The 22,468-nt window shown below is 59.8% G+C and carries 21 protein-coding genes; 14 read left to right on the top strand and 7 right to left on the bottom strand.

Annotated elements, in window-relative coordinates:
* Positions 1-5: 5 nt before the first annotated feature.
* From KI610_RS07655 to KI610_RS07640, 4 genes are all read left to right on the top strand, one after another.
* Positions 6-383 carry a hypothetical protein gene (locus KI610_RS07655; RefSeq protein WP_226498060.1) on the top strand — a complete coding sequence of 126 codons (378 nt, stop codon included), beginning with the start codon at positions 6-8 and terminating at the stop codon, positions 381-383.
* Positions 384-426: 43 nt separating this feature from the next.
* Positions 427-1,968 (top strand): ArnT family glycosyltransferase, encoded by a 1,542-nt coding sequence (locus KI610_RS07650; protein WP_226498059.1) that lies wholly within the window; start codon positions 427-429, stop codon positions 1,966-1,968.
* 62 nt (positions 1,969-2,030) lie between these two features.
* On the top strand, positions 2,031-4,865 hold the full coding sequence (locus tag KI610_RS07645) for a valine--tRNA ligase (protein ID WP_226498058.1): 2,835 nt from the start codon (positions 2,031-2,033) through the stop codon (positions 4,863-4,865).
* An 11-nt stretch (positions 4,866-4,876) separates the two neighbouring features.
* The gene (locus tag KI610_RS07640) at positions 4,877-5,356 is read left to right on the top strand and encodes a hypothetical protein (protein ID WP_226498057.1); all 480 of its coding nucleotides are present in this window, start codon (positions 4,877-4,879) and stop codon (positions 5,354-5,356) included.
* A gap of 49 nt (positions 5,357-5,405) precedes the next feature.
* Here the strand turns inward: KI610_RS07640 and pabB are convergent, their stop codons facing one another.
* From pabB to KI610_RS07625, 3 genes are all read right to left on the bottom strand, one after another.
* Complete coding sequence (gene pabB, locus KI610_RS07635; RefSeq protein WP_226498056.1) at positions 5,406-7,037, bottom strand: aminodeoxychorismate synthase component I; 1,632 nt, start codon at positions 7,035-7,037, stop codon at positions 5,406-5,408.
* 122 nt (positions 7,038-7,159) lie between these two features.
* Positions 7,160-7,387, bottom strand: coding sequence for a sulfurtransferase TusA family protein (locus KI610_RS07630; RefSeq protein ID WP_226400887.1), 228 nt, complete (start codon positions 7,385-7,387; stop codon positions 7,160-7,162).
* A gap of 42 nt (positions 7,388-7,429) precedes the next feature.
* Positions 7,430-8,878, bottom strand: coding sequence for a beta-barrel assembly-enhancing protease (locus KI610_RS07625; protein WP_226498055.1), 1,449 nt, complete (start codon positions 8,876-8,878; stop codon positions 7,430-7,432).
* A gap of 111 nt (positions 8,879-8,989) precedes the next feature.
* Here KI610_RS07625 and moaC point away from each other — a divergent pair, with 111 nt between their 5' ends.
* The 3 genes from moaC to soxZ are packed head-to-tail and all read left to right on the top strand — an operon-like array spanning position 8,990 to position 10,229.
* Entirely contained in the window at positions 8,990-9,424 is a 435-nt protein-coding gene (gene moaC / locus KI610_RS07620; RefSeq protein WP_404827502.1) for a cyclic pyranopterin monophosphate synthase MoaC, read from the top strand.
* A 17-nt stretch (positions 9,425-9,441) separates the two neighbouring features.
* Positions 9,442-9,915: a thiosulfate oxidation carrier protein SoxY gene (soxY, locus tag KI610_RS07615; RefSeq protein ID WP_226498053.1), complete on the top strand. Its 474-nt coding sequence runs from the start codon at positions 9,442-9,444 to the stop codon at positions 9,913-9,915.
* Between the two features lie 2 nt (positions 9,916-9,917).
* The gene (soxZ, locus tag KI610_RS07610) at positions 9,918-10,229 is read left to right on the top strand and encodes a thiosulfate oxidation carrier complex protein SoxZ (RefSeq protein WP_226498052.1); all 312 of its coding nucleotides are present in this window, start codon (positions 9,918-9,920) and stop codon (positions 10,227-10,229) included.
* 72 nt (positions 10,230-10,301) lie between these two features.
* Here the strand turns inward: soxZ and KI610_RS07605 are convergent, their stop codons facing one another.
* Positions 10,302-10,505 carry a cold-shock protein gene (locus tag KI610_RS07605; RefSeq protein WP_066880803.1) on the bottom strand — a complete coding sequence of 68 codons (204 nt, stop codon included), beginning with the start codon at positions 10,503-10,505 and terminating at the stop codon, positions 10,302-10,304.
* Positions 10,506-10,777: 272 nt separating this feature from the next.
* Here KI610_RS07605 and clpS point away from each other — a divergent pair, with 272 nt between their 5' ends.
* The 5 genes from clpS (at position 10,778) to KI610_RS07580 (ending at position 17,237) form a co-directional block, all read left to right on the top strand.
* Positions 10,778-11,086, top strand: a complete 309-nt coding sequence (clpS, locus tag KI610_RS07600; RefSeq protein ID WP_226498051.1) for an ATP-dependent Clp protease adapter ClpS — start codon at positions 10,778-10,780, stop codon at positions 11,084-11,086.
* The gene (gene clpA, locus KI610_RS07595; RefSeq protein WP_226498050.1) at positions 11,086-13,347 is read left to right on the top strand and encodes an ATP-dependent Clp protease ATP-binding subunit ClpA; all 2,262 of its coding nucleotides are present in this window, start codon (positions 11,086-11,088) and stop codon (positions 13,345-13,347) included. Before clpS ends, clpA begins: the two co-directional genes overlap by 1 nt.
* A gap of 65 nt (positions 13,348-13,412) precedes the next feature.
* Entirely contained in the window at positions 13,413-13,904 is a 492-nt protein-coding gene (gene rraA / locus KI610_RS07590) for a ribonuclease E activity regulator RraA (RefSeq protein WP_226498049.1), read from the top strand.
* 217 nt (positions 13,905-14,121) lie between these two features.
* Complete coding sequence (gene aceA / locus KI610_RS07585) at positions 14,122-15,420, top strand: isocitrate lyase (protein ID WP_226400900.1); 1,299 nt, start codon at positions 14,122-14,124, stop codon at positions 15,418-15,420.
* A gap of 161 nt (positions 15,421-15,581) precedes the next feature.
* The gene (locus KI610_RS07580) at positions 15,582-17,237 is read left to right on the top strand and encodes a HAMP domain-containing methyl-accepting chemotaxis protein (RefSeq protein ID WP_226498048.1); all 1,656 of its coding nucleotides are present in this window, start codon (positions 15,582-15,584) and stop codon (positions 17,235-17,237) included.
* A 107-nt stretch (positions 17,238-17,344) separates the two neighbouring features.
* Here KI610_RS07580 and KI610_RS07575 read toward each other — a convergent pair whose 3' ends face one another.
* Positions 17,345-17,698, bottom strand: coding sequence for a YbaN family protein (locus tag KI610_RS07575; protein ID WP_226498047.1), 354 nt, complete (start codon positions 17,696-17,698; stop codon positions 17,345-17,347).
* 7 nt (positions 17,699-17,705) lie between these two features.
* Complete coding sequence (locus KI610_RS07570; protein ID WP_226498046.1) at positions 17,706-18,608, bottom strand: LysR family transcriptional regulator; 903 nt, start codon at positions 18,606-18,608, stop codon at positions 17,706-17,708.
* Between the two features lie 113 nt (positions 18,609-18,721).
* Here KI610_RS07570 and aceB point away from each other — a divergent pair, with 113 nt between their 5' ends.
* On the top strand, positions 18,722-20,320 hold the full coding sequence (gene aceB / locus KI610_RS07565; RefSeq protein WP_226498045.1) for a malate synthase A: 1,599 nt from the start codon (positions 18,722-18,724) through the stop codon (positions 20,318-20,320).
* A 200-nt stretch (positions 20,321-20,520) separates the two neighbouring features.
* Positions 20,521-21,477 carry an alpha/beta hydrolase family protein gene (locus tag KI610_RS07560; protein WP_226498044.1) on the top strand — a complete coding sequence of 319 codons (957 nt, stop codon included), beginning with the start codon at positions 20,521-20,523 and terminating at the stop codon, positions 21,475-21,477.
* Here KI610_RS07560 and KI610_RS07555 read toward each other — a convergent pair.
* Complete coding sequence (locus tag KI610_RS07555) at positions 21,455-22,375, bottom strand: LysR substrate-binding domain-containing protein (RefSeq protein ID WP_226498043.1); 921 nt, start codon at positions 22,373-22,375, stop codon at positions 21,455-21,457. The genes KI610_RS07560 and KI610_RS07555 overlap by 23 nt on opposite strands.
* Positions 22,376-22,468: the final 93 nt, after the last annotated feature.

The following is a 22,468-nucleotide window of genomic DNA, read 5'->3' as shown; positions in this document are numbered from 1 at the left end:
ACAGCGTGCCCAGCCCCATCATCGCCCGAGCCGATGCCCTGATGCATCGCCGGCGTCAGACCGACAGCGAATTTGACGATGTCCCGGTACTCACCGACAGCGTCGATGAATTTGACGACATTCCGGTTCTCACCGAAGTTGAGCCGATGCCGGAAATGGAAGCCGTGCCTGAACCAGTCGAAATCGACGTCGATGCTGTGGCCGACACGCCCCTGCAGATAGCGCCGGAAACGCCCTCGAGCATCGATCCGGGTTTGCGTGACGAGCTTATTCGCGAACTCACCGGCCGCATTGAGGACCGCATCAAGGCTGCCTTGCCCGAGATAATCAGTTCGACCATCAGGGACTTTCTGGCCGAACAGGAAATGATCGAGAACAGTTAGCCAGCACCTGATCGCGGCCCATCAGGCCGCCACGCAAATCCCCATGAACCAGAGCGATTCATTCGTTTCCGCCTCGACGGCGCCCCCCCGCTTTCCTTTCACGCAGTCCGGCGTCATGGTACTCGTTGCCATTTACGCCTCGATTCACGCACTGACCCGCTTGTTTTCGTCAGGCAACCTCGGCGAAGACGACCCACTCGACAACCTTATCGCCCAGACCCTCGCCCCGGGTTACAACGTCCAGCAAGGTCCGCTCTACGACTGGGCCATATGGTGTTTACAGCATATTTTCGGCACCGGCCTTTCGGGCTTTCTCTTCCTCAAGTACGCCCTGCTGGTCGCCATGGCCGGGTGCATTTTTCAAATCACGCGAAAAATTACGCAAAGCGCGCTGTGGGCATTCATTGCGGTCGAGTCGATGGCGACGGTGTACCAGATTTTTTGGCGTTTTCACGAAGGCTTCACCCATCGTGTCGGCGCCATGGTGCTGGCTGTCGCTACTGTCTGGGCGATCTTTCGGCTGATTGACCGCCCGAGTCGTGGCAATTACCTGCTGTTGGCCACGCTGATCGGGCTGGGCCTGCTCACCGAGCACATCTACGCCTTTGCCCTATTCGCCACGCTGCTCGCCGCCTGGCTGCAACCGTCCGTGCGGAAAACGGTTTTCTCGCTGCCGATGCTGGCATCGCTGCCGCTCACCTTGCTGGTCGTAGCGCCCTATGCACTCTGGCTGGCCGCCGATCCACTGCGCTTGACGGCCCTGAGCACAAACCTGCTGCCGGAAATTCCCGCTCACTCACTGCCCGGCATCGCCGCTGGCCTGCGCGATGCGTTCACGTTCCCGCTGCTCGTCCTGGCACCCTACATCGTGATCCTGCCCATGGTCTTTCCGGCCATCTTCCGGACGATCTTCAGGCAATCCAAGCTTCGCGCCATCGACCCGACCGTTTTCGATCCGAAACTGTATCTGCTCCACCTTCTGCTGATCGAACTGAGCGGACTCGTCCTCTTCAACGGCCTGCTCTATTCGCGCGCGAACTACGCCGTGCACAGCATTCTGCCGATGGTCGTCATCGCCATTCCCTGGCTGACCGAGAAGGCCCGCGAAACCAATCCCACCCCGCGCCGTGTGCAGATATTCATGGCCGTTCTGCTCGGCTTCACGATCACCGCCTATGCGGTGCGAAGCGGCAACCTGTTCGTGTACGAACCCTTTTGCTCACGATGCCGCTGGGCCGTGCCCTACCCCGAACTCGCCGATAAGCTACGCGAGAAGGGATTTGACCGGGGAACGATCATCGTCAACGACCCCCATGTCGGCGGCAACCTCCGCCGCTTTTTCTCCGACTCCCGCGTCGTAATGCACGGACTGCCCACCCCGGCCGGAGACGGCAACAAAATCGCCGTCGTCTGGCCCATATCGGACAAGAATGCCGAGATGCCAGCCAACTTGCGCAATGCCACTGCCACCGCCCATACGCTGGCCCCGCCGGGAATCGTCGAGTTGCCCTGGAAGCACCTGTGGAAACCGCTCGGCTACCGGACATCGAGCTGGGGCACGGCGATCATGGAGACATCCAACTAGCAGGCAAGGCAGGCTAACAATCGCGGGTATAATCATGGGTTTTCCCCTTTTCCGACAAGCCCATGGAACTCGCCAAAGCCTTTGAACCAGCCGATATCGAACGCCGCTGGTACCCCGAGTGGGAAGCCCAGAATTACTTCGCTGCCGGCGTTGACCGCAGCAAGGCACCAGACGAAAACTTCTGCATCCTGCTGCCACCGCCCAATGTGACCGGCACGCTGCACATGGGCCATGGCTTCAACCAGACGCTGATGGACGCCCTGACCCGCTACTACCGGATGCGCGGCCACAACACTCTGTGGCAACCGGGCACCGACCACGCCGGCATCGCGACGCAGATCGTCGTCGAGCGCCAACTGGACGCCCATGGCATTTCGCGCCACGACCTCGGCCGCGAGAAGTTCCTCGAAAAAGTCTGGGAATGGAAGGAATACTCCGGCAACACCATCACCAAGCAGATGCGCCGCATGGGCACCAGCCCGGACTGGAAGCGCGAGCGTTTCACAATGGATGCCGGCCTCAACAAGGTCGTCACCGAAACCTTCGTCCGGCTGTTCAACGAAGGCCTGATCTACCGCGGCAAGCGCCTGGTGAACTGGGACCCGAAGCTCAACACCGCCGTTTCCGACCTCGAAGTGGTCCAGGAAGAAGAAGACGGCTTCATGTGGCACATCCGCTATCCGCTGGCCGATGGCTCGGATAGCCTGGTCGTCGCCACGACGCGCCCGGAAACCATGCTCGGCGACACCGCCGTCATGGTTCATCCGGAAGATGAGCGCTACAAACACATGATCGGCAAGATGGTGAAATTACCGCTGACCGACCGCGAAATCCCGATCATCGCCGACAGCTACGTCGATCTCGAATTCGGCACCGGCTGCGTCAAGGTCACGCCGGCGCATGACTTCAACGACTATGCGGTTGGCCAGCGCCACGGCCTGCCGATGATCTCGATCCTGACCCTGGATGCCAAGATCAACGAAAACGCCCCGGAAAAATACCGTGGCCTCGACCGCTTCGACGCCCGCAAGGCCGTTGTCGCCGATCTCGAAGCCCTCGGCATCCTCGAAAAGACCGACAAGCACAAGCTCAAGGTGCCGCGCGGCGACCGGACCAATGTCGTCATCGAGCCAATGCTCACCGACCAGTGGTTCGTCGCCATGTCCAAGCCGGGCGATGACGGCAAGTCGATCACCGAAAAGGCACTCGACGTTGTCCATTCCGGCGAAATCAAGTTCTACCCGGAAAACTGGGTCAATACCTACAACCAGTGGCTCAATAACATCCAGGACTGGTGTATTTCCCGCCAACTGTGGTGGGGCCACCAGATTCCGGCCTGGTACGGTGACAACGGCCAGATTTTCGTCGCCCACAGCGAGGCAGAAGCCAAGGCCGAAGCCGCCAAACAGGGCTACACCGGCACCCTGAGCCGCGACGAGGACGTCCTCGACACCTGGTTCTCCTCCGCCCTGTGGCCATTCTCGACGCTGGACTGGACGGGCGACGAAGCCATCGACGCCGCCAATCCGATTTTGCAGCAATATTTGCCGTCGACCGTACTGGTCACCGGCTTCGACATCATTTTCTTCTGGGTCGCCCGCATGGTCATGATGACCAAGCAGATCACCGGCCATATCCCGTTCAAGCACGTCTATGTGCACGGCCTGATCCGTGACGGCGAAGGCCAGAAGATGTCGAAGTCGAAGGGCAACGTGCTCGACCCGATCGACCTGATCGACGGCATCGGCCTTGAGGCGCTGATCGAGAAGCGCACAACCGGCCTGATGAACCCCAAGCAGGCCGAGAGCATCGCCAAGAAGACGAAGAAGGAATTCCCGGAAGGCATCGCCTCCTTCGGCACCGACGCCCTGCGCTTCACTTTCGCTTCGCTCGCTTCGCCCGGCCGCGACATCAAGTTCGACCTCAACCGCTGCGATGGCTACCGCAACTTCTGCAACAAGCTGTGGAACGCGACGCGCTTCGTACTGATGAACGTTGAAGGCCATGACCTGGCCCTTGAACACCAGCAAAACGGCCCGGCCTGCGGCGGTTCCGCCCCGCTTGAATTCAGCTTCGCCGACCGCTGGATCGTCAGCCAGTTGCAGCGCGTCGAGAAGGAAGTCGAGCAGCACTTCACCGACTACCGTTTCGACCTGGTCGCCCAGGCCATCTACAAATTCATCTGGGACGAGTTCTGCGACTGGTATCTGGAAATCGCCAAGGTCGAGATCCAGACCGGCAACGATGCCCAGCAGCGTGGCGCCCGCCGGACGCTGGTCCGCACACTGGAAGCCGTGCTGCGCCTGGCCCATCCGCTCATTCCGTTCATCACCGAAGAGCTGTGGCAGACCGTCGCGCCGATCGCCGGGCGCAAAACGCACGAGTCGATCATGCTCGCCGCCTACCCGCGCGCCGAGGAATACAAGCTCGACCCGGCTTCGGAAGCCAAGGTCGAGCGCCTCAAGGCCCTGGCCTACGCGACCCGCAACCTGCGCGGTGAGATGAATGTCTCGCCGGCACTCCGAATGCCTTTGCTGGTCGCCGGTGGCGGCGCCGAGATTTCCGAGTTCGCAGCGATCCTGCAAGCTCTGGGTAAGCTCTCCGAGGTACAAATCGTTTCCGACATGCCGGCCGATGCCATGGCACCGGTTGCCGTGGTCGGCGAAACCCGTTTGATGCTCAAGGTGGAAATCGACGTTGCCGCCGAACGCGTGCGCCTCGCAAAGGAAATCGAGAAGCTCGAAAAGCAGATTTCGATTGCCCAGGGCAAGCTCGCCAACGAAGGCTTCGTCGCCCGCGCCCCGGCGGCGGTGATCGACCAGGAAAAGCAGCGAGTTGCCGATTTCACGGCGACGCTGGAACAACTCAAGCCCCAACTGGCCAAGTTGGGTAACTAAAAAGGATTCAAATGTCTCAAGACAAACGCGGCCTCCTCTCGCAGATCTTCATCGCCCTGATGATCTTCTCGGCGCTGGTTGGCGCCTGGAGCGTCGCCTTCATGATCTCGTGGCCGAAGGACAAGACCGATGTCTGGAAGCCTGAATTCCGCCTCGTCGCCATCTGCGCCAACACCGAACCCTGCGGCTTGGCCTACAAGGATCTGGCTGACGCCAAGGCCAAGGGCCTGTACACCACGCTGACGCCGACCGCGCCGGCCGGCGACATCCAGGAAGAAAACAACTGGCTCAAGTGGAAGATCGAAAACGGCGTTTTCGAGGTCAAGGCTTCGTCCTGGCATTTCCAGACGACGATCCGCTACACGGTCGAAAATGAAGTGCCGATCCTGCTCGATTATCAGGACGTTGATGTCCCCAAAGCCTTTTATTACGGCATCGCGGCAGCATTGTTCTCGATGCTCGGCCTTTATCTGCGCCGCTTGCGCGGCTGATAGCCGCCGTCAAGCATTCCCACGGTCAACCGGAAAATTGGCCCAAATTTCAAATTTGGCCGTTTTTCCCGGTTGACCGTAGCGATACCTGAACCAGCCCCCTGAGGGCATTCCCCAGCCAGAAACCATCGGCCAGATCTTCAGGCCACAAAACGGCTTCCCGTGCTCGCCCGGCAGCCAGCAGACTGGCGCGCAATACGCCAGGCAAGGCACCGCTCGCCAATGGCGGCGTCAGCAACACACCCTCGCGCTCGACAAAGATATTGGTGCGCGCGCCCTCTGCGACCTCGCCGCGCTCGTTCAGAAACACCAGATCGAAAACCGGAGAATCAGCCGGCAGGCTGCACAGCGCTGCATCATAGAGCGGCCGAACCGTTGTCTTGTGGCGACGCAGGACATCGCGCGAATCGATTGCCTGTTCAGCCAAGGCAGCGAGATGCATAGCGGGCGCCGCGCCATCGAAGGCCACCGCCTGTACATCGATGGCGCCAGCCTTGTCCAACGTCAGGCGAACACGCCAAGTCCCCTTGGTCGGCTGCCGCCCAAGCTCCCTGAACATCAATTGCTCGTCGAGAGGGAAGCCGAAATACGCTGCCGAACGTTTCAAACGGGCCAGATGCCCGGCCCACATCGGATAGACGCCGTCATCCCGGCGCAGGGTTTCGATCAATTTCAGGCCCGGATCGCAGTCACGCAGGAATCTGGACTTAAGCTGGCACTCCTGCCATTCGGCCTCCGGCTCCGAATCGGCAACGATGCCGCTGCCCAGACCGAGCTTGCCACGGCCGTCCGCCCCCAACGCCAGCGTACGGATCGCCACGTTAAGCCGAAAATCGCCATCCGGCGCCAACCAGCCGAGCGCGCCCGTATAAATGCCACGCTCGGCGTTTTCCAGTTCGGCCGCGATCTGCATGGCGCGAATCTTCGGCGCCCCGGTGATCGAACCGCAGGGAAACAGGGCGCGGAGGATGTCGCCGAAACTCCGCCCGCCAACATTGGCCGAAACCTCCGAGACCATTTGCCAGAGCGTCGGGTATTCCTCGATATCGAACAGCCGGTCGACAACGATGCTGCCCTTTTCGGCCACCCGACCAAGATCGTTGCGCAACAGGTCGACGATCATCAGGTTTTCCGCCCGGTCTTTTTCGGAATTGCGCAGTTGCTCAGGCGGTGCGCTACGCGGCGCCGTGCCTTTCATCGGTTTGGTCAGCAACCGGTCGCCGCGGCGCTCGAGAAACAGCTCGGGCGACAGTGAAAGCCAGCCGTGCCGGGCATCGCCGATGAAGCCGCCATAGCGAACCGGTTGCTGTTCGCGCAGTCGGGCATAGAGCGCCAGTGGCGAACCGAACCATTCAAAATCGAGCGGGAAGGTGAAATTGACCTGATAACAGTCACCTTCAAAAATCAGCCGTTTTATCCGGTTGACCGTGGCAACGTAGCTTTCTTCATCAATCGCCGGCTGCAAGCCGCCAATGCCGGCCACGCCGTCGCCGCGCAGCAGCAACCAGGCATCGGCATCTTGCGCGGCCAGCGAAATCCGCTCTGAAAAGCGCCAGAAGCGGGCCAGCGCTCGCCCATCCGGCTGCCAGCCAACAGGCGCCGACTTGGGTTCCAGCAGATAGCCTAGTTCATAGTCGAGCCCAACCACCGCCCACTGCTGATCATCCTGTAGCGTCTGCAAGACGGTTTCCAGCGAGGCTGCGTCGCAGACCTCAAGGCAATCGATCAGGCCATCGAAACGCCAAGCGGCGGGGTCGCCAGCCGGCGCCCGCCTGTCTTCGAAAAATGCGGTGAATTCAGGGCTTATTTGCGCTTCAGGTAAAACTCGAAAACGCGATTTTCTTCTTTTTGCTCAACCAGTTCGTTACCGGTTTGCTTGGCAAAAGCCGGAAAATCCTTGAGGGAACCTGGATCGGTCGCCAGCACGCGCAGGATCTGGCCTGACTCCATCTCGGCAAGCGTCTTCTTGGTACGCAGGATGGGCAACGGGCAGTTGAGCCCCTTAACGTCGAGATCGCGATTAAATTCCATGTTCATTCGGCCAAATGGATTAGAGGCACGATTTTACCTCGATTAATTCCGCTTTTCCTTGAGTTCATCGATCAGCCGCTGCTTCAACTCGCGCAAGCGCGCATCGATGGACGACATCTCGAAGAAATTGCCGTCGCCGGCCTTCTGCGCCTGCTGCAATTGCTCAACCGCCCCCGCCGTCTGGCCCTGCAAGGCGAAAGCCTCGGCCAGCGCCCGATGCTGCATCGCCTGCTTGCCCAGCCCGGCGTAACTTTCGGCCCGCATCTTGTGCAAGCGGACATCGTCCGGCGTGTTGCCCAGGCGAGCCTCAATGAAACGCAGCGCCTCATCGTAACGCCGTACGCTGAGCAAGGCCGCGCCATAACCGTAAAGCAGCCCCTGATTGAGCGGAAAACGCACCATCGCATCGCGATAAATCGACAGTCCCCCAACTACGTCGCCTTGGGCCATCCGGATATCCGCCCGCAAATGCTCCAGCATCGGGGCGGAAACCTTCAGGCCACGAATGCTTTCAATCTCCCGCTCAGCCCCAGGCCAATCGCGATTTCGATAGAGCGCGAAGGCCAGGCCGTAGCGAATGGCCGTTTCGGAAGCAAACTTCCGTTCGCGCAGCAAGCCAGCCATATCCTTCACCGCATCGACCGGCCGCCCCTGCATGGCCCGCACCTTGGCGCGCACCAGCTGGAAATCGACACTATCCGCCACCTGGCGATAGGGCACCGCCTGCTCGCGGTTCTGCATGTCGGTCAGGCGCTCGCCGCTCAGCGGGTGGGTACGCAGATAAGCCGTCGCGTTGTTCTCGTAGAGGCGAACCGATTTTTGCAGGCGCTCGAAAAACACACCCATGCCGCGCACGTCAAAGCCCGCCTTGCGCAGGATATCGAAACCCTGCCGGTCAGCCTCGCGCTCGAAATCCCGCGAAAAAGCCAGCTGGGCCGAAATCGCCCCGGCCTGCGTCGTGGCAATCGCCGCCCCGGCCATCTGCCCGCTAGAGCGGGCCGCGAGCAGAGCCAGCGCCATCGCCACCATCGACGCCATGCCGATCTGCTTCGACTGGAACACCTGACGCGCGATATGGCGCTGCGTCACATGCGAAATTTCGTGCCCGAGCACCCCGGCCAGTTCCGATTCCGTCTGGGCGGACACGATGAGGCCGGTATGCACCCCGATGTAACCGCCAGGCATGGCAAAGGCGTTGATATTCGGATCGTTGATCGGGAAAAAGTAAAAACCGAAACCGGGATCGTTGCTGACCGCCGCCAGTTGGCCGCCGAGTTGATTCAGATAGGCCTCGACATCGGCATCATCGAGATACGACGGCTCACGCCAGCGGATTTCATGCATGATCTGCTGGCCGATTTTCTTCTCGGTACTCAGCGACAAGTCGTTGCTCGCGGCATCACCCAACTCCGGCAGTTCGTCCGCCGCTACGGGCGGCAAAGCCAGCGTACAGGCGAGAAAGGCGGCGATCAAGCGTTGGCTCAGGTGCATGGTGCTATGATACCGCAGCCTCGAAACCGCCCTTCCGGCGCATCGTAACCAATCGTAAATCCCGTGACCCACCAGACCCTGACTCATTTCGACAACGCCGGCCAGGCCCACATGGTCGACGTTGGCGCCAAGGCTGAAACAGCCCGTGTCGCCCGCGCTGCCGGCAGCATTTTCATGAAGCCCGAAACCCTGGCGCTGATTCGCGCCGGTTCCGCCAAGAAAGGCGACGTCCTGGGCATCGCGCGCATTGCCGCGATTCAGGCCTCAAAGCGCACTGGTGACCTCATTCCCCTGTGCCATCCGATTGCCCTGACCCGCGTCACCGCCGACTTTTCCATCGACGAAACCCAAAACGCGGTTCATTGTGAAGTCGTCGCTGAATGTTTCGGCCGAACCGGTGTCGAAATGGAAGCACTGACCGCAACCTCGGTTGGCCTGCTGACCATTTACGACATGTGCAAGGCCGTCGACCGTGGCATGCGCATCGAAAATATCCGTCTGCTGGAGAAATCCGGCGGCAAATCCGGCCACTGGGTCGCCGAATAACGCATCCACAACAGAACATGTCAGAACTACGCAGAAAATTCCTCAAAGGCAGCGCCTCGGCCGCCCTGTTATCACCACTAATCGGTAGCGGGCTGCTCATGCCCACCCGGGTCCTGGCCGCCGAATGGAACAAGAACGCCTTCACGGCACGAACCGTGAATGATGCGATGAAGGCTTACGGCAGCGCCAATGCTCCCGAATCGCGCGACATCGTGATCAATGCCCCCGAAATAGCCGAAAACGGTGCCAAGGTCGAAGTCGAGATCACCTGCAATATCGCCAACACCCGCAGCCTGGCCATCTTCGCCGACAAGAACCCGATGCCGCTGTGCTCGGCCATCGAATTCTCCGGCCCTGTCCTGCCTTACGTCAGAGCCCAACTCAAAATGGCGGAAACCACGCGCGTCCGGGCCGTGGCCAAGACCGCCGACGGGAAGTCCTACGTTGCCTTTCGCGAGATCAAGGTAACGCTAGGCGGGTGCGGAGGCTGAACATGGCAGATCAAATCAAGATTCGCGCCCAGAACCAGGGTGAAATCACCGACATTCGCGTCCTCATGCAGCACCCGATGGAAACCGGGCAGCGCAAGGATGACAAAGGGCAAAGCTTTCCGATGCACTTTATCCAGACCTTCACGGTCAGCCTGAACGGAAAACCGATTATCGACGGACAACTCAATACGTCGATTTCCAGGAACCCGCTATTCACCTTCAAGGCGCGCGGCATCAAGGCCGGCGACAAATTATCGGTGGCCTGGACGGACAACAGCGGTGACCGACGCCAGGATGAAATCTCCGTCGCCTGAGTATTTCCGACCTACCAAAGAAAAAGCCCGTCTGAATTCAGACGGGCTTTTTAACGTGCTGTTATCCGAAGCTTAGGTGCTCTGGATATTGGAAGCCTGCTTGCCCTTGGGGCCTTGCACGACGTCGAAGGAAACTTTTTGACCTTCCTTCAGAGTCTTGAAACCATTCATGTTGATGGCGGAGAAATGTGCGAAGAGATCTTCGCTGCCATCATCAGGAGTGATAAAGCCAAAACCCTTGGAATCATTGAACCACTTGACAGTACCGATTGCCATGTTTGCAACTTTCTTACAAAAGACGAACAAATTTACGGGTCTCCCCGACTCCCTGTTTGAACTCAGTGACCCGGTGCATTGCAGCAACCTCGATACGCCTAGAAGCCAAACACGATTGCTTTCTACGCCAGTTGAATTTTATCGTCAACAAGTTTCGATGCGGCGCCGCAGCAAATCAGGGCTCGGCGAATCTTCGCCCCGATCTGGAAATCGGCCAATTCGCCCCAATGTTTTATATTGCGGATTAAGACGGACTGTATAAAATCGAACGCATGGCGACAAAGGCACAGGAAGGCGGACAACTCGCGGCACAGCGCAGCAAGCTGGGTCCGCCGAAGATGTACAAGGTGCTGCTGCTGAACGACGATTACACGCCTATGGATTTTGTAATCACCGTGCTGCAGCGGTTTTTTTCTCTGGATACTGAACAAGCAACGCAAATCATGCTCAAAGTTCACAACGAGGGTCGTGGCGTCTGCGGAATTTTCCCGCGGGACATTGCTGCAACCAAAGTTGAACAGGTCATTGCATTCGCACGCCAGCACCAACACCCGCTTGCCTGCATCATGGAGGAAAATTGATGATTGCCCAGGAACTCGAAGTCAGCCTGCACATGGCCTTCGTCGAGGCGCGTCAAAAACGCCACGAGTTCATTACCGTCGAACATCTGCTGCTGGCGCTGATCGACAATCCTTCTGCGGCTGAGGCCTTGCGCTCCTGTGGCGCCAAGACTGACACGCTACGCAAGGATCTGACCAATTTCATCGACGAGCACACGCCAACCGTTTCCGGCGAGGACGACATCGATACGCAACCAACGCTCGGTTTCCAGCGTGTCATTCAACGCGCCATCCTGCACGTCCAGTCTTCGGGCAAGAAGGAAGTCAACGGCGCCAACGTGCTGGTCGCCATCTATGGTGAGAAGGACTCACACGCCGTCTATTTCCTGCAAAAACAGGGCGTGACACGGCTCGACGTGGTGAATTACATCTCGCACGGCATCAGCAAGGTACCGCAGCAAGCCAAGGCAGCACCGGAAGGCGAAGTTGAAACCGATGGCGAAAAAGCTGAAGCCGGACCGCTGGAGCAATACACGATCAACCTCAATGCACTGGCACTGCAGGGTAAGATCGACCCGCTGATCGGCCGCGACAAGGAACTGGAGCGCGTTATCCAGACATTGTGCCGCCGGCGCAAGAACAACCCGCTGCTGGTCGGCGAAGCCGGCGTTGGCAAGACGGCCATCGCCGAAGGACTGGCCCGCAAAGTGGTCGAAGGCGATGTTCCGGAAATCTTGGCCAAGGCCAACATCTACTCGCTGGACATGGGTTCTCTGCTGGCCGGGACCAAGTACCGCGGCGATTTCGAACAGCGCCTGAAAGGTGTTCTCAAGGCCCTCCAGGACAACCCGCACGCCATCCTGTTCATTGACGAAATCCATACCCTGATCGGCGCCGGCTCGGCTTCCGGCGGCACGCTGGATGCGTCCAACCTGCTCAAGCCGGCACTTTCCTCCGGTCAGTTGAAGTGCATCGGGGCGACGACCTACACCGAGTTCCGCGGAATTTTTGAGAAGGACAGCGCCCTGTCCCGCCGCTTCCAGAAAATCGACGTCAATGAACCGTCCGTCGCTGAAACGGTGGAGATTCTCAAGGGATTGAAAGCGCGCTTCGAAGCCCACCATGGCATCAAGTATTCGGCCACGGCGATTTCGTCAGCGGTCGAACTGTCGGCCCGCTACATCACCGACCGCCACTTGCCTGACAAGGCAATCGATGTCATCGACGAGGCTGGTGCAGCGCAGCGTATCCTGCCGAAATCGAAGCAGAAAAAAGTCATCAACAAGACGGATATCGAGGAGATCGTCGCCAAGATCGCCCGTATCCCGTCGCAGCATGTCACGCTCGACGATCGCGGTGCGCTCAAGAACCTTGATCGCGACCTGAAGGCGGTCGTCTTTGGTCAGGACAAGGCGATCGACGCGCTGGCCAAGGCCATCAAGATGGCTCGTTCGGGGCTTGGCAATCCCGGCAAGCCGATCGGTTCCTTCCTGTTCAGCGGCCCGACCGGCGTTGGCAAGACGGAGGTGGCCAAGCAACTGGCCTACTGCCTTGGCGTTGAACTGCTCCGTTTCGACATGAGCGAATACATGGAACGCCACGCGGTTTCCCGCCTGATCGGCGCGCCACCGGGCTATGTCGGCTTTGAGCAGGGCGGCCTGCTCACAGAGGGCGTGACCAAGAAGCCGTATTGCGTGCTGCTTCTCGATGAAATCGAGAAGGCACATCCGGATATCTTCAACATCCTCTTGCAGGTCATGGATCACGGCACGCTGACCGACAACAACGGGCGCAAGGCCGATTTCCGCAACGTGGTGATCATCATGACCACCAATGCCGGCGCGGCTGATCTGCAGAAATCGAGCATGGGCTTTACTAGCTCGAAGCAGACCGGCGACGAGATGGTCGAAATCAAGCGTCTGTTCACGCCCGAGTTCCGCAATCGCCTCGATGCGACGATCTCCTTCGGCCCGCTCGATCACGAGGTCATCCTGCGTGTCGTCGACAAGTTCCTCATGCAGCTTGAGGAACAGTTGCACGAGAAGAAGGTGGAAGCCCATTTCACCGAGGCTGTGAAGGAACTGCTCGCCGAAAAGGGTTTCGATCCGCTCATGGGCGCCCGCCCGATGGCCCGGCTGATCCAGGACACGATCCGTTCGGCCCTGGCCGACGAGTTGCTGTTCGGCAAGCTGTCGAGCGGTGGCCGGGTCACGGTCGACCTCGACAAGGACGGCAAAATCAAACTCGACTTCGAGGAAGAAAAAGCCGAAGCCACCGTCTGAAGCATTGCCATCCACCCCGAAAGCCGTGCAACATTGCACGGCTTTTTTATTTCGAGGACTCCAGAATGACCTTCAAGACCCCTGACCTTTGCGATGAATTCGAATCCGAATTGGGCAAGACCGTGCGCGTCGTTGCCCCGATGTTCCAGCGCTATGGCGGCCGTACGAGCTTTTCCGGCGAGATCGTCACGCTCAAGATTTTCGAGGACAATTCGCTGGTCCGCGAAGCCTTTGCTGAGGATGGCAAGGGCAAGGTTCTCGTCATTGACGGCGGCGGCTCGCTGCGCTGTGCGTTGGTTGGCGACCAACTGGCCATCCTTGCGGCCAAGAACGGCTGGGCCGGGGTCGTTGTATACGGTTGCATCCGTGATTCTGGCGACATCAACGGCATCGATATCGGCGTCCGGGCGCTCAACACCCACCCGCAAAAGACGCTCAAGAAGGGCGTCGGCGACAAGAATATCGCCGTGACATTCGGCGGCGTAACCTTTACCCCCGGTGAATATCTGTACGCCGACGAGGATGGCGTTCTGGTCAGCAGCAAAACCTTGTGCTGACGCAGCGCAATTTCATTTCATAAAAACAAACAGCGTTTTGCATCGTGAAATATCGATCGTAATTCGCTGTTTTTATTAAAAAACAAAATGTCTTATGTCTTATATAAGACTGTTGCTGCCCCGCAAAAAAATCACTATACTTTCTTCCATCGGCACTGCACCATAGTCACTCGGTTCTTCGCCGAAACCCCCAAACCAAATTACCTGAGGAATTCACATGAGCACTCGCGAACAGCAAATCGCCGCCCTCGAAAAAGACTGGGCTGAAAACCCCCGCTGGAAGGGCATCAAGCGCGGCTACTCCGCTGCTGACGTCGTCCGTCTGCGCGGTTCCTTCCAGGTCGAGCACACCCTCGCTCGCCGTGGCGCCGAGAAGCTGTGGGATCTGGTCAACAACACCCCCTACGTCAACTGCCTGGGCGCCCTGACCGGCGGTCAAGCCGTTCAGCAAGCCAAGGCTGGCATCAAGGCCATCTACCTGTCCGGCTGGCAAGTTGCCGCCGACAACAACGAATACGCCGCCATGTATCCGGACCAGTCCCTGTACCCGGTTGACTCCGTGCCGAAGGTTGTCGAGCGCATCAACAATGCCTTCAACCGCGCCGACGAAATCCAGTGGTCGAAGAACATCAACGCCGGTGATGCTGGCCACGTCGAATACCACCTGCCGATCGTGGCTGACGCTGAAGCCGGTTTCGGCGGCGTGCTGAACGCCTACGAACTGATGAAGGCCATGATCCGCGCTGGCGCTGCCGGCGTGCATTGGGAAGACCAGCTGGCCTCCGTCAAGAAGTGCGGCCACATGGGCGGCAAGGTTCTGGTCCCGACCACCGAAGCCATCCAGAAGCTGATCGCTGCCCGTATGGCGTCTGACGTCTATGGCGTGCCGACCCTGGTTATCGCCCGTACCGATGCCGAAGCTGCTGACCTGCTGACCTCCGACTACGACGAGAACGACAAGCCGTTCCTGACCGGCGAGCGTACCGCTGAAGGCTTCTACAAGACCAAGAAGGGTCTGGACCAGGCCATCTCCCGCGCTATCGCTTACGCTGACTACGCCGATCTGGTGTGGTGCGAAACCGGCACGCCGGATCTGGAATTTGCCCGCAAGTTCGCCGAAGCTGTGCATAAGGTTCACCCGGGCAAGATGCTGGCCTACAACTGTTCGCCTTCCTTCAACTGGAAGAAGAACCTTGACGACGCCACCATTGCCAAGTTCCAGAAGGAACTGGGCGCCATGGGCTACAAGTACCAGTTCATCACCCTGGCTGGCATCCACAACATGTGGTACCACATGTTCGACCTGGCTCAGGACTACGCCAAGCGCGGCATGTCGGCCTACGTCGAGAAGGTTCAGGAGCCGGAATTCGCTGCTCGCGACCGTGGCTACACCTTCGTGTCGCACCAGCAGGAAGTCGGTACCGGTTACTTCGACGACGTCACCACCGTCATCCAGGGTGGCAAGTCCAGCGTTACCGCGCTGACCGGCTCGACCGAAGAAGAGCAGTTCCACTAAGAAGCCTACCGCTTTGAATTGCCGCCCGACCAGGCGGCAAACGAAGGCCGACACTCACAAGGTGCCGGCCTTTTTCTTTTCAATTTCCGTATTTTTATGCCCCCGGCCTATTACCTTTGGCATACAATGCAATTGCCAATACCAAAAATACCGGAAATATCATGAACAACATCTCCGTTCGTACCCGTCTTTTCGCACTTGTTCTCGGCATGGCTGCCTTGCTGGTCGTTGTCGGTGGCATGGGGTTTTACGCCACCGGCTCAGCCATTCACGATTTGCAGGAAACCTATGAGCAGCAAACGATTCCGATGCGCGAAGTGGCCCGCCTGCGACGCCTGATCGTGGAAAACGAGAGTCATGTATTTCGTGCTTTCCAGCACAATCCGGCATTCGATTACGCGAAGTTGCACAATCACCCGGTGACCGAGCATACCGACAACATCGAAAAGAACATCAAATGGGCCGACGAGACGTGGAAAGATTTGATTCCGCATCTTGACCCGGCCAGCCAGGAAGCCAAACTGGCCAAGGAAATTCAACCGCTGTACGAAAACTTCGTCAGCGAAGTCCTGCGCCCTGTTGCCGCTCGCCTGAAGGCCGGTGACTTCACGACTGAAAGCGTCGCCACCTTCCTGAAGGCCAATGCCACCTACGGTGCCAAAATGAACCAGGCTTTCCGCGAACTAGCCGAAGCTCAGCAAAGCGCCGTCAAAGAGCACTACGAGACCTCCCTGGCCAGCAGCACCAGTCTGCGCAACCTGTCGATCACGATCATGGTCATCGGTAGCGCCTTGGCGCTGCTGATTGCCTTCCTGACCATTCGTTCAATCGTCGGCCCGCTGAATCAGATGCGCACGGTCATCGATCGTGCCGCCAGCCAAAATGACTTTACTGGCAGCATCAATATTGAAGGCCACAACGAAATTGCCGATACGGCACACGCCTTCAACACCATGATGGCGACGCTGCGAACCAGCCTCACCGATCTCAAGCAAAACATGATCAGCGTCGATGACGCCCTGATGACCCTGGCCGCCTCATCCGACCAGGCCGCCAAGGCGTCGATGAGCACCAGCGAATCGGCTTCGGCCATGGCCGCCTCGGTCGAGGAAATGTCGGTCAGCATTTCCTCCGTTTCGGACAGCACCAACGAGGCCATGAACATTTCCGAATCGGCAGGACAAAGCGCTGAAACGGGCGGCAAGGTGATCGATAACACCGTCGCCGAGATCGAAAAAATCGCCCTGGTCATCGGTGAAGTCAGCACCACCATCAAGGCGTTGGGCGAAAGCTCCGATCGCATATCGTCGGTTGTTCAGGTAATCAAGGACGTTGCCGACCAGACCAACCTGCTCGCCCTCAACGCCGCCATCGAAGCGGCCCGCGCCGGCGAGGCTGGCCGCGGATTTGCCGTCGTCGCCGACGAAGTGCGCAAACTGGCCGAGCGAACCTCGAACGCAACGGGGGAAATCGCCGCCATGATCAACAATATCCAGAGCTGTTCGCGCTCGGCGGTCGACAACATGGAACACACCGTCGCGCAGGTCGGCAAGGGAACAGAACACGCGCAGGAAGCCGGACAGGCCATTGTTTCCATTCGGGAAGGCTCGGCCAAGGTCGTCCGCGTCGTTCACGACATTGCCGACGCCATGTCCGAACAGGGTGCCGCCAGCCAGGACATCGCGCGACGCGTCGAAAATGTCGCCCAGGCATCCGAAGAGAGCAACGCCAGCGTTCAGCAGGCGGCGATCGCCGTTCGCAACATCCGCGAAACCTCAGCCCGCATGCGGGCAACCGCCGAACGCTTCAAGGTATAAGCTGCCCGCCAGCCGACAAGGGCCGACACTCTGCGGAGGTCGGCCTTTTTTTCGTCCGAATGGTCATTGCCACGGTCAACCGGAAAAAATGGCCAAAATTGAAATGTTCAAACCGACGGCCGCGTCCACATCCAGCTCAACACCACGACTGCAACCGCCAGCGGCACGTAGCACCACGGTTCTGGCAGGCCAAACCAGCCGCCGATGGCACTGATCGCCATGAGGACCGTCGCCAGCCGCTTGGCAACGAGCGGAATGGCGCCATGATCGCGCCAGGCACGGATGGCCGGGCCGGCTGTCGGATGGGCCAGCAGCCTGGCCTCCCATTCCGGATGCGAACGAGCGAAGAAATAGGCGGCGAGGATCAGGAAAGGCGTTGTCGGCAGCAGGGGCAGCACGGCGCCAATCACGCCGAGCACGACACAAAGCACACCGAGGCCACGATAGACAGGAGTTTTCATGGCAACCTCAGCGCAATTCCCAGTAACTCGGCCGGCTGTAGGTTTCCTTGAGCAGGTCGATGAACAGCCGCACCCGCAGCGGCAGGTGCCGGCGTTGCGGAAAGACGGCGTAGATGCCCATGGGCGGCGCCTGCCAGGCGTCGAGCACCGAGGTCAGCGTGCCCTCTTTCAAATCCTGGCCGACTTCCCACAGCGAGCGCCAGGCCAGGCCGCGACCGGCCAGCGCCCATTCGTGCAGCACGGCGCCGTCGTTGCATTCAAAACTGCCGCCAACCTTGATGGTATCGACCTGCCCGCCTTCCGGATCGCGAAAGACCCAGCCGCGCTGCTGGCCGAGCGACAGGCATTCGTGCGTCACGAGATCGGCCGGTTCGCGCGGCACGCCGTGGGCGACCAGATAGGCCGGGCTGGCGACGACCATGCGGCGCATCTCGCCGAGGCGGACGCTGATCAGGCTCGAATCGGTCAATTCGCCGATGCGGATGGCGCAGTCGATGTTCTCGTTGACCAGATCGACCAGGCGGTCGCTGAGGTTCAGATTGACCCGGACTTCCGGGTTGGCCAGCATGAAATCGCCGACCAGCGGCGCCACGTGGCGCCGGCCGAAGCCGGAGGGCGCCGAGACGCGCAACTGGCCGCTGGCCCGCACGCTGCCCAGCGACACGGCTGCCTCGGCATTGGCCAGGTCGTTGAGCGTTTTCTGGCAGTCCTCGAGAAAAGCCTGGCCCTCGAAAGTAATGGTCAGCTTGCGCGTGGTGCGCAGCATTAATTTGACGCCGAGCCGTGTCTCTAGGGCATCGAGCCGCCGGCCGATGATGGCCGGGGTAACACCCTCGACCCGCGCTGCCGCGGACATACTGCCCCGAGTAGCGGCCGAAACGAAGGCTTCGATCTGTTTCAGGCGGTCCATTTGATACCTAAAGTAAAAGATGAATTGATTCTATCCGTCTTTCAAGTCTTATAGAAGAGTCATAGAATTCGCTGCAGCGCAACATCCATTCATCCTTCACTCAGGAGTTCCACATGGCCCTCAACCTGCCCCAAGGCGTGCAAATCACCGGCCCGATCAAGCCGGGTTACGAATCCGTCCTCACCTTCGAAGCCCTCGAACTTGTCGCCAAGCTGCACCGCGCCTTCGAAGCCCGTCGCCAGGAACTCCTGAAGGCCCGCGTTGCCCGCCAGGCCCGCATCGACGCCGGCGAAATGCCCGACTTCCTGCCGGAAACCAAGGCCATCCGCGAAGGCGACTGGAAGATCGCCCCGCTGCCCAAGGCCCTGGAGCGCCGCCGCACCGAAATCACCGGTCCGGTCGAAGCCAAGATGATCATCAACGCCTTCAACTCGGGCGCTGATTCCTACATGACCGACTTCGAGGACTCCAACTCCCCGAACTGGGACAACCAGATCGTCGGCCAGATGAACCTCTACAAGGCGATCCGCCGCGAACTGTCGTTCAAGAACGAGAACGGCAAGGAATACAAGCTCAACGACACCATCGCCACCCTGCAGATCCGTCCGCGCGGCTGGCACCTCGACGAAAAGCACGTGCTGGTCGATGGCCAGCGCGTCGGCGGCGGCATTTTCGACTTTGCCGTCGTCTTCTTCCATAACGCCAAGGAACAGATCGCCCGCGGCGCCGGCCCGTTCTACTACCTGCCGAAGATGGAAAGCCATCTCGAAGCCCGCCTGTGGAACGACGTTTTCGTCATGGCCCAGGACCACATCGGCCTGCCGCAAGGCACCATCAAGGCCACCGTGCTGATCGAAACCATCCTCGCCACTTTCGAGATGGAAGAAATCCTCTACGAACTGCGCAACCACTCGTCCGGCCTCAACGCCGGCCGCTGGGACTACATCTTCTCGTGCATCAAGAAGTTCAAGAAGAACAAGGACTTCTGCCTGGCCCAGCGCAGCGCCATCACCATGGAAGTGCCCTTTATGCGCGGCTACGCCCTGGCCCTGGTCCAGGCTTGCCACAAGCGAGGCGCCCCGGCCATGGGCGGCATGTCGGCCCTGATCCCGATCAAGAATGACCCGGTTGCCAACGAAAAGGCCCTGGCCGGCATCCGCCACGACAAGACCCGCGACGCCAACGACGGCTTTGACGGCGGCTGGGTGGCCCACCCGGGCCTCGTGCCGATCGCCATGGAAGAGTTCGTCAAGGTTCTTGGCGACAAGCCGAACCAGTGGGAAAAGCAGGTTGAAGGCAACTTCGGCCCGGCCCAGTGGCTCGATTTCCAGCCGGAACAGCCGATCACCGAAGCCGGCCTGCGCAACAACATCAACGTCGGCATCCACTACCTCGGCTCCTGGCTGGCCGGCAACGGCTGCGTGCCCATCCACAACCTGATGGAAGACGCCGCCACCGCCGAAATCTCCCGTTCGCAAGTGTGGCAGTGGGTCGTTTCGCCGAAGGGCATCCTTGACGACGGCCGCAAGGTCACCGTTGAAATGGTCCGCCCGATGATTGCCGAAGAGCTGAGCAAGGTGAAGGCATCCGTCAGCGCCCAGGGCGAAGACACGGCCACCTACGACCAGGCCGCCGTCATTTTCGACCAGATGTCGCTGACCCCGGAATACCCGGAGTTCCTGACCCTGCCGCTGTACGAAGCGATGGAATAAGCATCGCCTGTCGGCTGCGCCGGGGTATGCACGAAGCCCCGGCAAAACGAAAAACGGAACCCAAACGGGTTCCGTTTTTTATTGGGCCAGACATCGGCATCACATGCCGACCGGGAATGTCAGGCAACAAAAAACTCAATTGAGCACCCGTGGTATCCGCCGTAGGCTTTAGGTTCGATCGATGGAACGCCAAAACAGCCATGACCCCAACGCATACCAAGCCCTTGAAGATAGACATCCCTGCTGTCGATGGCTACCCCTTGCATGCCCATGCCTGGGTGCATGCGGTGGCCGATGGCGGCAACCTGCCGCCCGTCGTCATCATCAATCCGGCCACCTCGGTGCACAGCCGCTACTACAGTCGATTCGCCGACTTTCTTTATGCCCGCGGTTTCAACGTCATTACCTACGATTACCGCGGAATCGGTGGTTCCCGGCCGGAGAACATGCGCGGCTTCCAGGCCAGTTGGCTCGATTGGGGGAGCAAGGATTTCGAGGGTGTTCTGAGATTTGCCGCCCTCTGCTTCAAGGGGCACGACATCATGGTCGCCGCCCACAGCGTTGGCGGATTCCTGATCGGCATGGCACCGTCGAACCATCTCATCCGGCGGGTTTTCACGATGGGCTCTCAATTCGCCTACTGGCGGGACTATGCCCGGCACAAGCGGATGGCCATGTACCTGCGCTGGCATATCGTCATGCCTGTCCTGACGGCGCTGTTCGGCTACTTCCCGGGCAAGCGCCTGGGTTGGCTGGAGGACACACCAAGCGGCGTGGTGCGGGACTGGGTTTCACCGCAAGCGCGCTTCGAGGACATCTACAAATCCGGCCCGCAGGCGCTCCCGGAGGAGGAGCGCAAGAAGCTGGTCGACTCCTTTGCCGGGGTGACGGCGCCCACGCTGGCGCTCTCGATGAGCGACGACGAGTTCGGCACCATTCCGGCCATCCACCGCCTGCTCGGCTATTTCACGAACAGCCCGGCGACGCACCTGCGCGTCGAACCGGAATCCGTGGGGCATGCCTCCATCGGCCACTTCGCATTTTTCAATGCCCGCCATGCCGACACCTTGTGGCGCATCCCGCTGGCCTGGCTGCGCGATGGCAGCATTGTCGGGGATATTCCCGCTCTGCTGCTTACCCCGGAGCAGAATCGGTAAGCTGCGCCTCGCCGCAAATCCAGTCAATGAGCGTTTGGGTCTGGCTGCTGGGCAGGGTATCGCGTTGAATCAACGAATAAACCTTGTTTGACCGGGGGCCAGGAAGCGGCGTCGGCAAGGCGACGAGGCGACCGTCGGCCAGCATGGGACCGATGATCTGCCCGCGACCAAGGGCGATGCCCTGGCCGGCAACAGCGGCGTGAATCAACTGGTCGTAGAGGTTGAAGCGAAGAATCCCCTTTGGTTTCACCCCTGACCAGCCTTGCGACTCCAGCCAGACGTTCCACTGCCAGGCGGCCGTGGGGTCGCCCTCGAATTCGAGCAGGGTGGACTGTTCAATCAGTTCCGGGCTGTCCAGACGGGTCAGCCCCAGGCTCGGGTGGGCCACCGGGAAGATGGTTTCGCCGAACAGACGCGTCGCCCCCGCCGGCATTATCGCTTCCTGCCCATAGCGGATCGCGATGTCCAGGCCATCCTTGCGCAGGTCCACAATCTGGTTGTTCGCCGAGATGCGCACCTCGATCTCCGGGTGCTGCGCCTGAAATGCCCCCAGCCTCGGCAGCAGCCAGAGGCCGACAAAGCCGATGCTGGCGGTGATCGTCACCGGCCGCCCGCGCAGGTTGTCCTCGAGCACGCCCAGCGCATCCTGCAAAAGCTGCATCGCACTGTCGGCCGCGTTGAATAGCTGCTCACCCTCCGGCGTGAAGCGAATGGCGCGATGGGTCCGTTCGAACAGCCTGACGCCGAGCACCGTCTCCAGGCCATGAATCTGGCGGCTGACCGCCGACTGGGTCAGAAACAGATCGCCGGCGGCCAGGGTGATACTCATGCGCCGCCCGACCGCGACAAAGCCCCGGAGCAGGTCCGGCGAAGGAATTTTAGCGAGCGTGATTGACATTACACATCCTCATGCGAAGCGACGAATAACTCAATTGAGAAACAGCCGTCTATCCATTCTAATAGCCAAATCGAAATCTTTACTACCACGCAA

The sequence above is a fragment of the Ferribacterium limneticum genome (assembly GCF_020510565.1).
Classification (GTDB): Bacteria; Pseudomonadota; Gammaproteobacteria; order Burkholderiales; family Rhodocyclaceae; genus Azonexus; species Azonexus limneticus_B.
Note: the sequence above shows the minus strand (reverse complement) of the source record. Positions and strands in the feature narration are given on the sequence as shown.

Bases quoted from the DNA above. Each gene is read 5' to 3' on its own strand.
- KI610_RS07580 (WP_226498048.1), top strand. From the start codon at position 15,582: ATGAACAACATCTCCGTTCGTACCCGTCTTTTCGCACTTGTTCTCGGC.
- KI610_RS07555 (WP_226498043.1), bottom strand. From the start codon at position 22,375: ATGTCAATCACGCTCGCTAAAATTCCTTCGCCGGACCTGCTCCGGGGC.
- aceA (WP_226400900.1), top strand. From the start codon at position 14,122: ATGAGCACTCGCGAACAGCAAATCGCCGCCCTCGAAAAAGACTGGGCT.
- KI610_RS07630 (WP_226400887.1), bottom strand. From the start codon at position 7,387: ATGGAATTTAATCGCGATCTCGACGTTAAGGGGCTCAACTGCCCGTTG.
- KI610_RS07650 (WP_226498059.1), top strand. From the start codon at position 427: ATGAACCAGAGCGATTCATTCGTTTCCGCCTCGACGGCGCCCCCCCGC.
- clpS (WP_226498051.1), top strand. From the start codon at position 10,778: ATGGCGACAAAGGCACAGGAAGGCGGACAACTCGCGGCACAGCGCAGC.
- KI610_RS07645 (WP_226498058.1), top strand. From the start codon at position 2,031: ATGGAACTCGCCAAAGCCTTTGAACCAGCCGATATCGAACGCCGCTGG.
- rraA (WP_226498049.1), top strand. From the start codon at position 13,413: ATGACCTTCAAGACCCCTGACCTTTGCGATGAATTCGAATCCGAATTG.
- KI610_RS07625 (WP_226498055.1), bottom strand. From the start codon at position 8,878: ATGCACCTGAGCCAACGCTTGATCGCCGCCTTTCTCGCCTGTACGCTG.
- moaC (WP_404827502.1), top strand. From the start codon at position 8,990: ATGGTCGACGTTGGCGCCAAGGCTGAAACAGCCCGTGTCGCCCGCGCT.
- KI610_RS07560 (WP_226498044.1), top strand. From the start codon at position 20,521: ATGACCCCAACGCATACCAAGCCCTTGAAGATAGACATCCCTGCTGTC.
- soxY (WP_226498053.1), top strand. From the start codon at position 9,442: ATGTCAGAACTACGCAGAAAATTCCTCAAAGGCAGCGCCTCGGCCGCC.
- KI610_RS07575 (WP_226498047.1), bottom strand. From the start codon at position 17,698: ATGAAAACTCCTGTCTATCGTGGCCTCGGTGTGCTTTGTGTCGTGCTC.
- KI610_RS07605 (WP_066880803.1), bottom strand. From the start codon at position 10,505: ATGGCAATCGGTACTGTCAAGTGGTTCAATGATTCCAAGGGTTTTGGC.
- KI610_RS07570 (WP_226498046.1), bottom strand. From the start codon at position 18,608: ATGGACCGCCTGAAACAGATCGAAGCCTTCGTTTCGGCCGCTACTCGG.
- clpA (WP_226498050.1), top strand. From the start codon at position 11,086: ATGATTGCCCAGGAACTCGAAGTCAGCCTGCACATGGCCTTCGTCGAG.
- soxZ (WP_226498052.1), top strand. From the start codon at position 9,918: ATGGCAGATCAAATCAAGATTCGCGCCCAGAACCAGGGTGAAATCACC.
- KI610_RS07640 (WP_226498057.1), top strand. From the start codon at position 4,877: ATGTCTCAAGACAAACGCGGCCTCCTCTCGCAGATCTTCATCGCCCTG.
- aceB (WP_226498045.1), top strand. From the start codon at position 18,722: ATGGCCCTCAACCTGCCCCAAGGCGTGCAAATCACCGGCCCGATCAAG.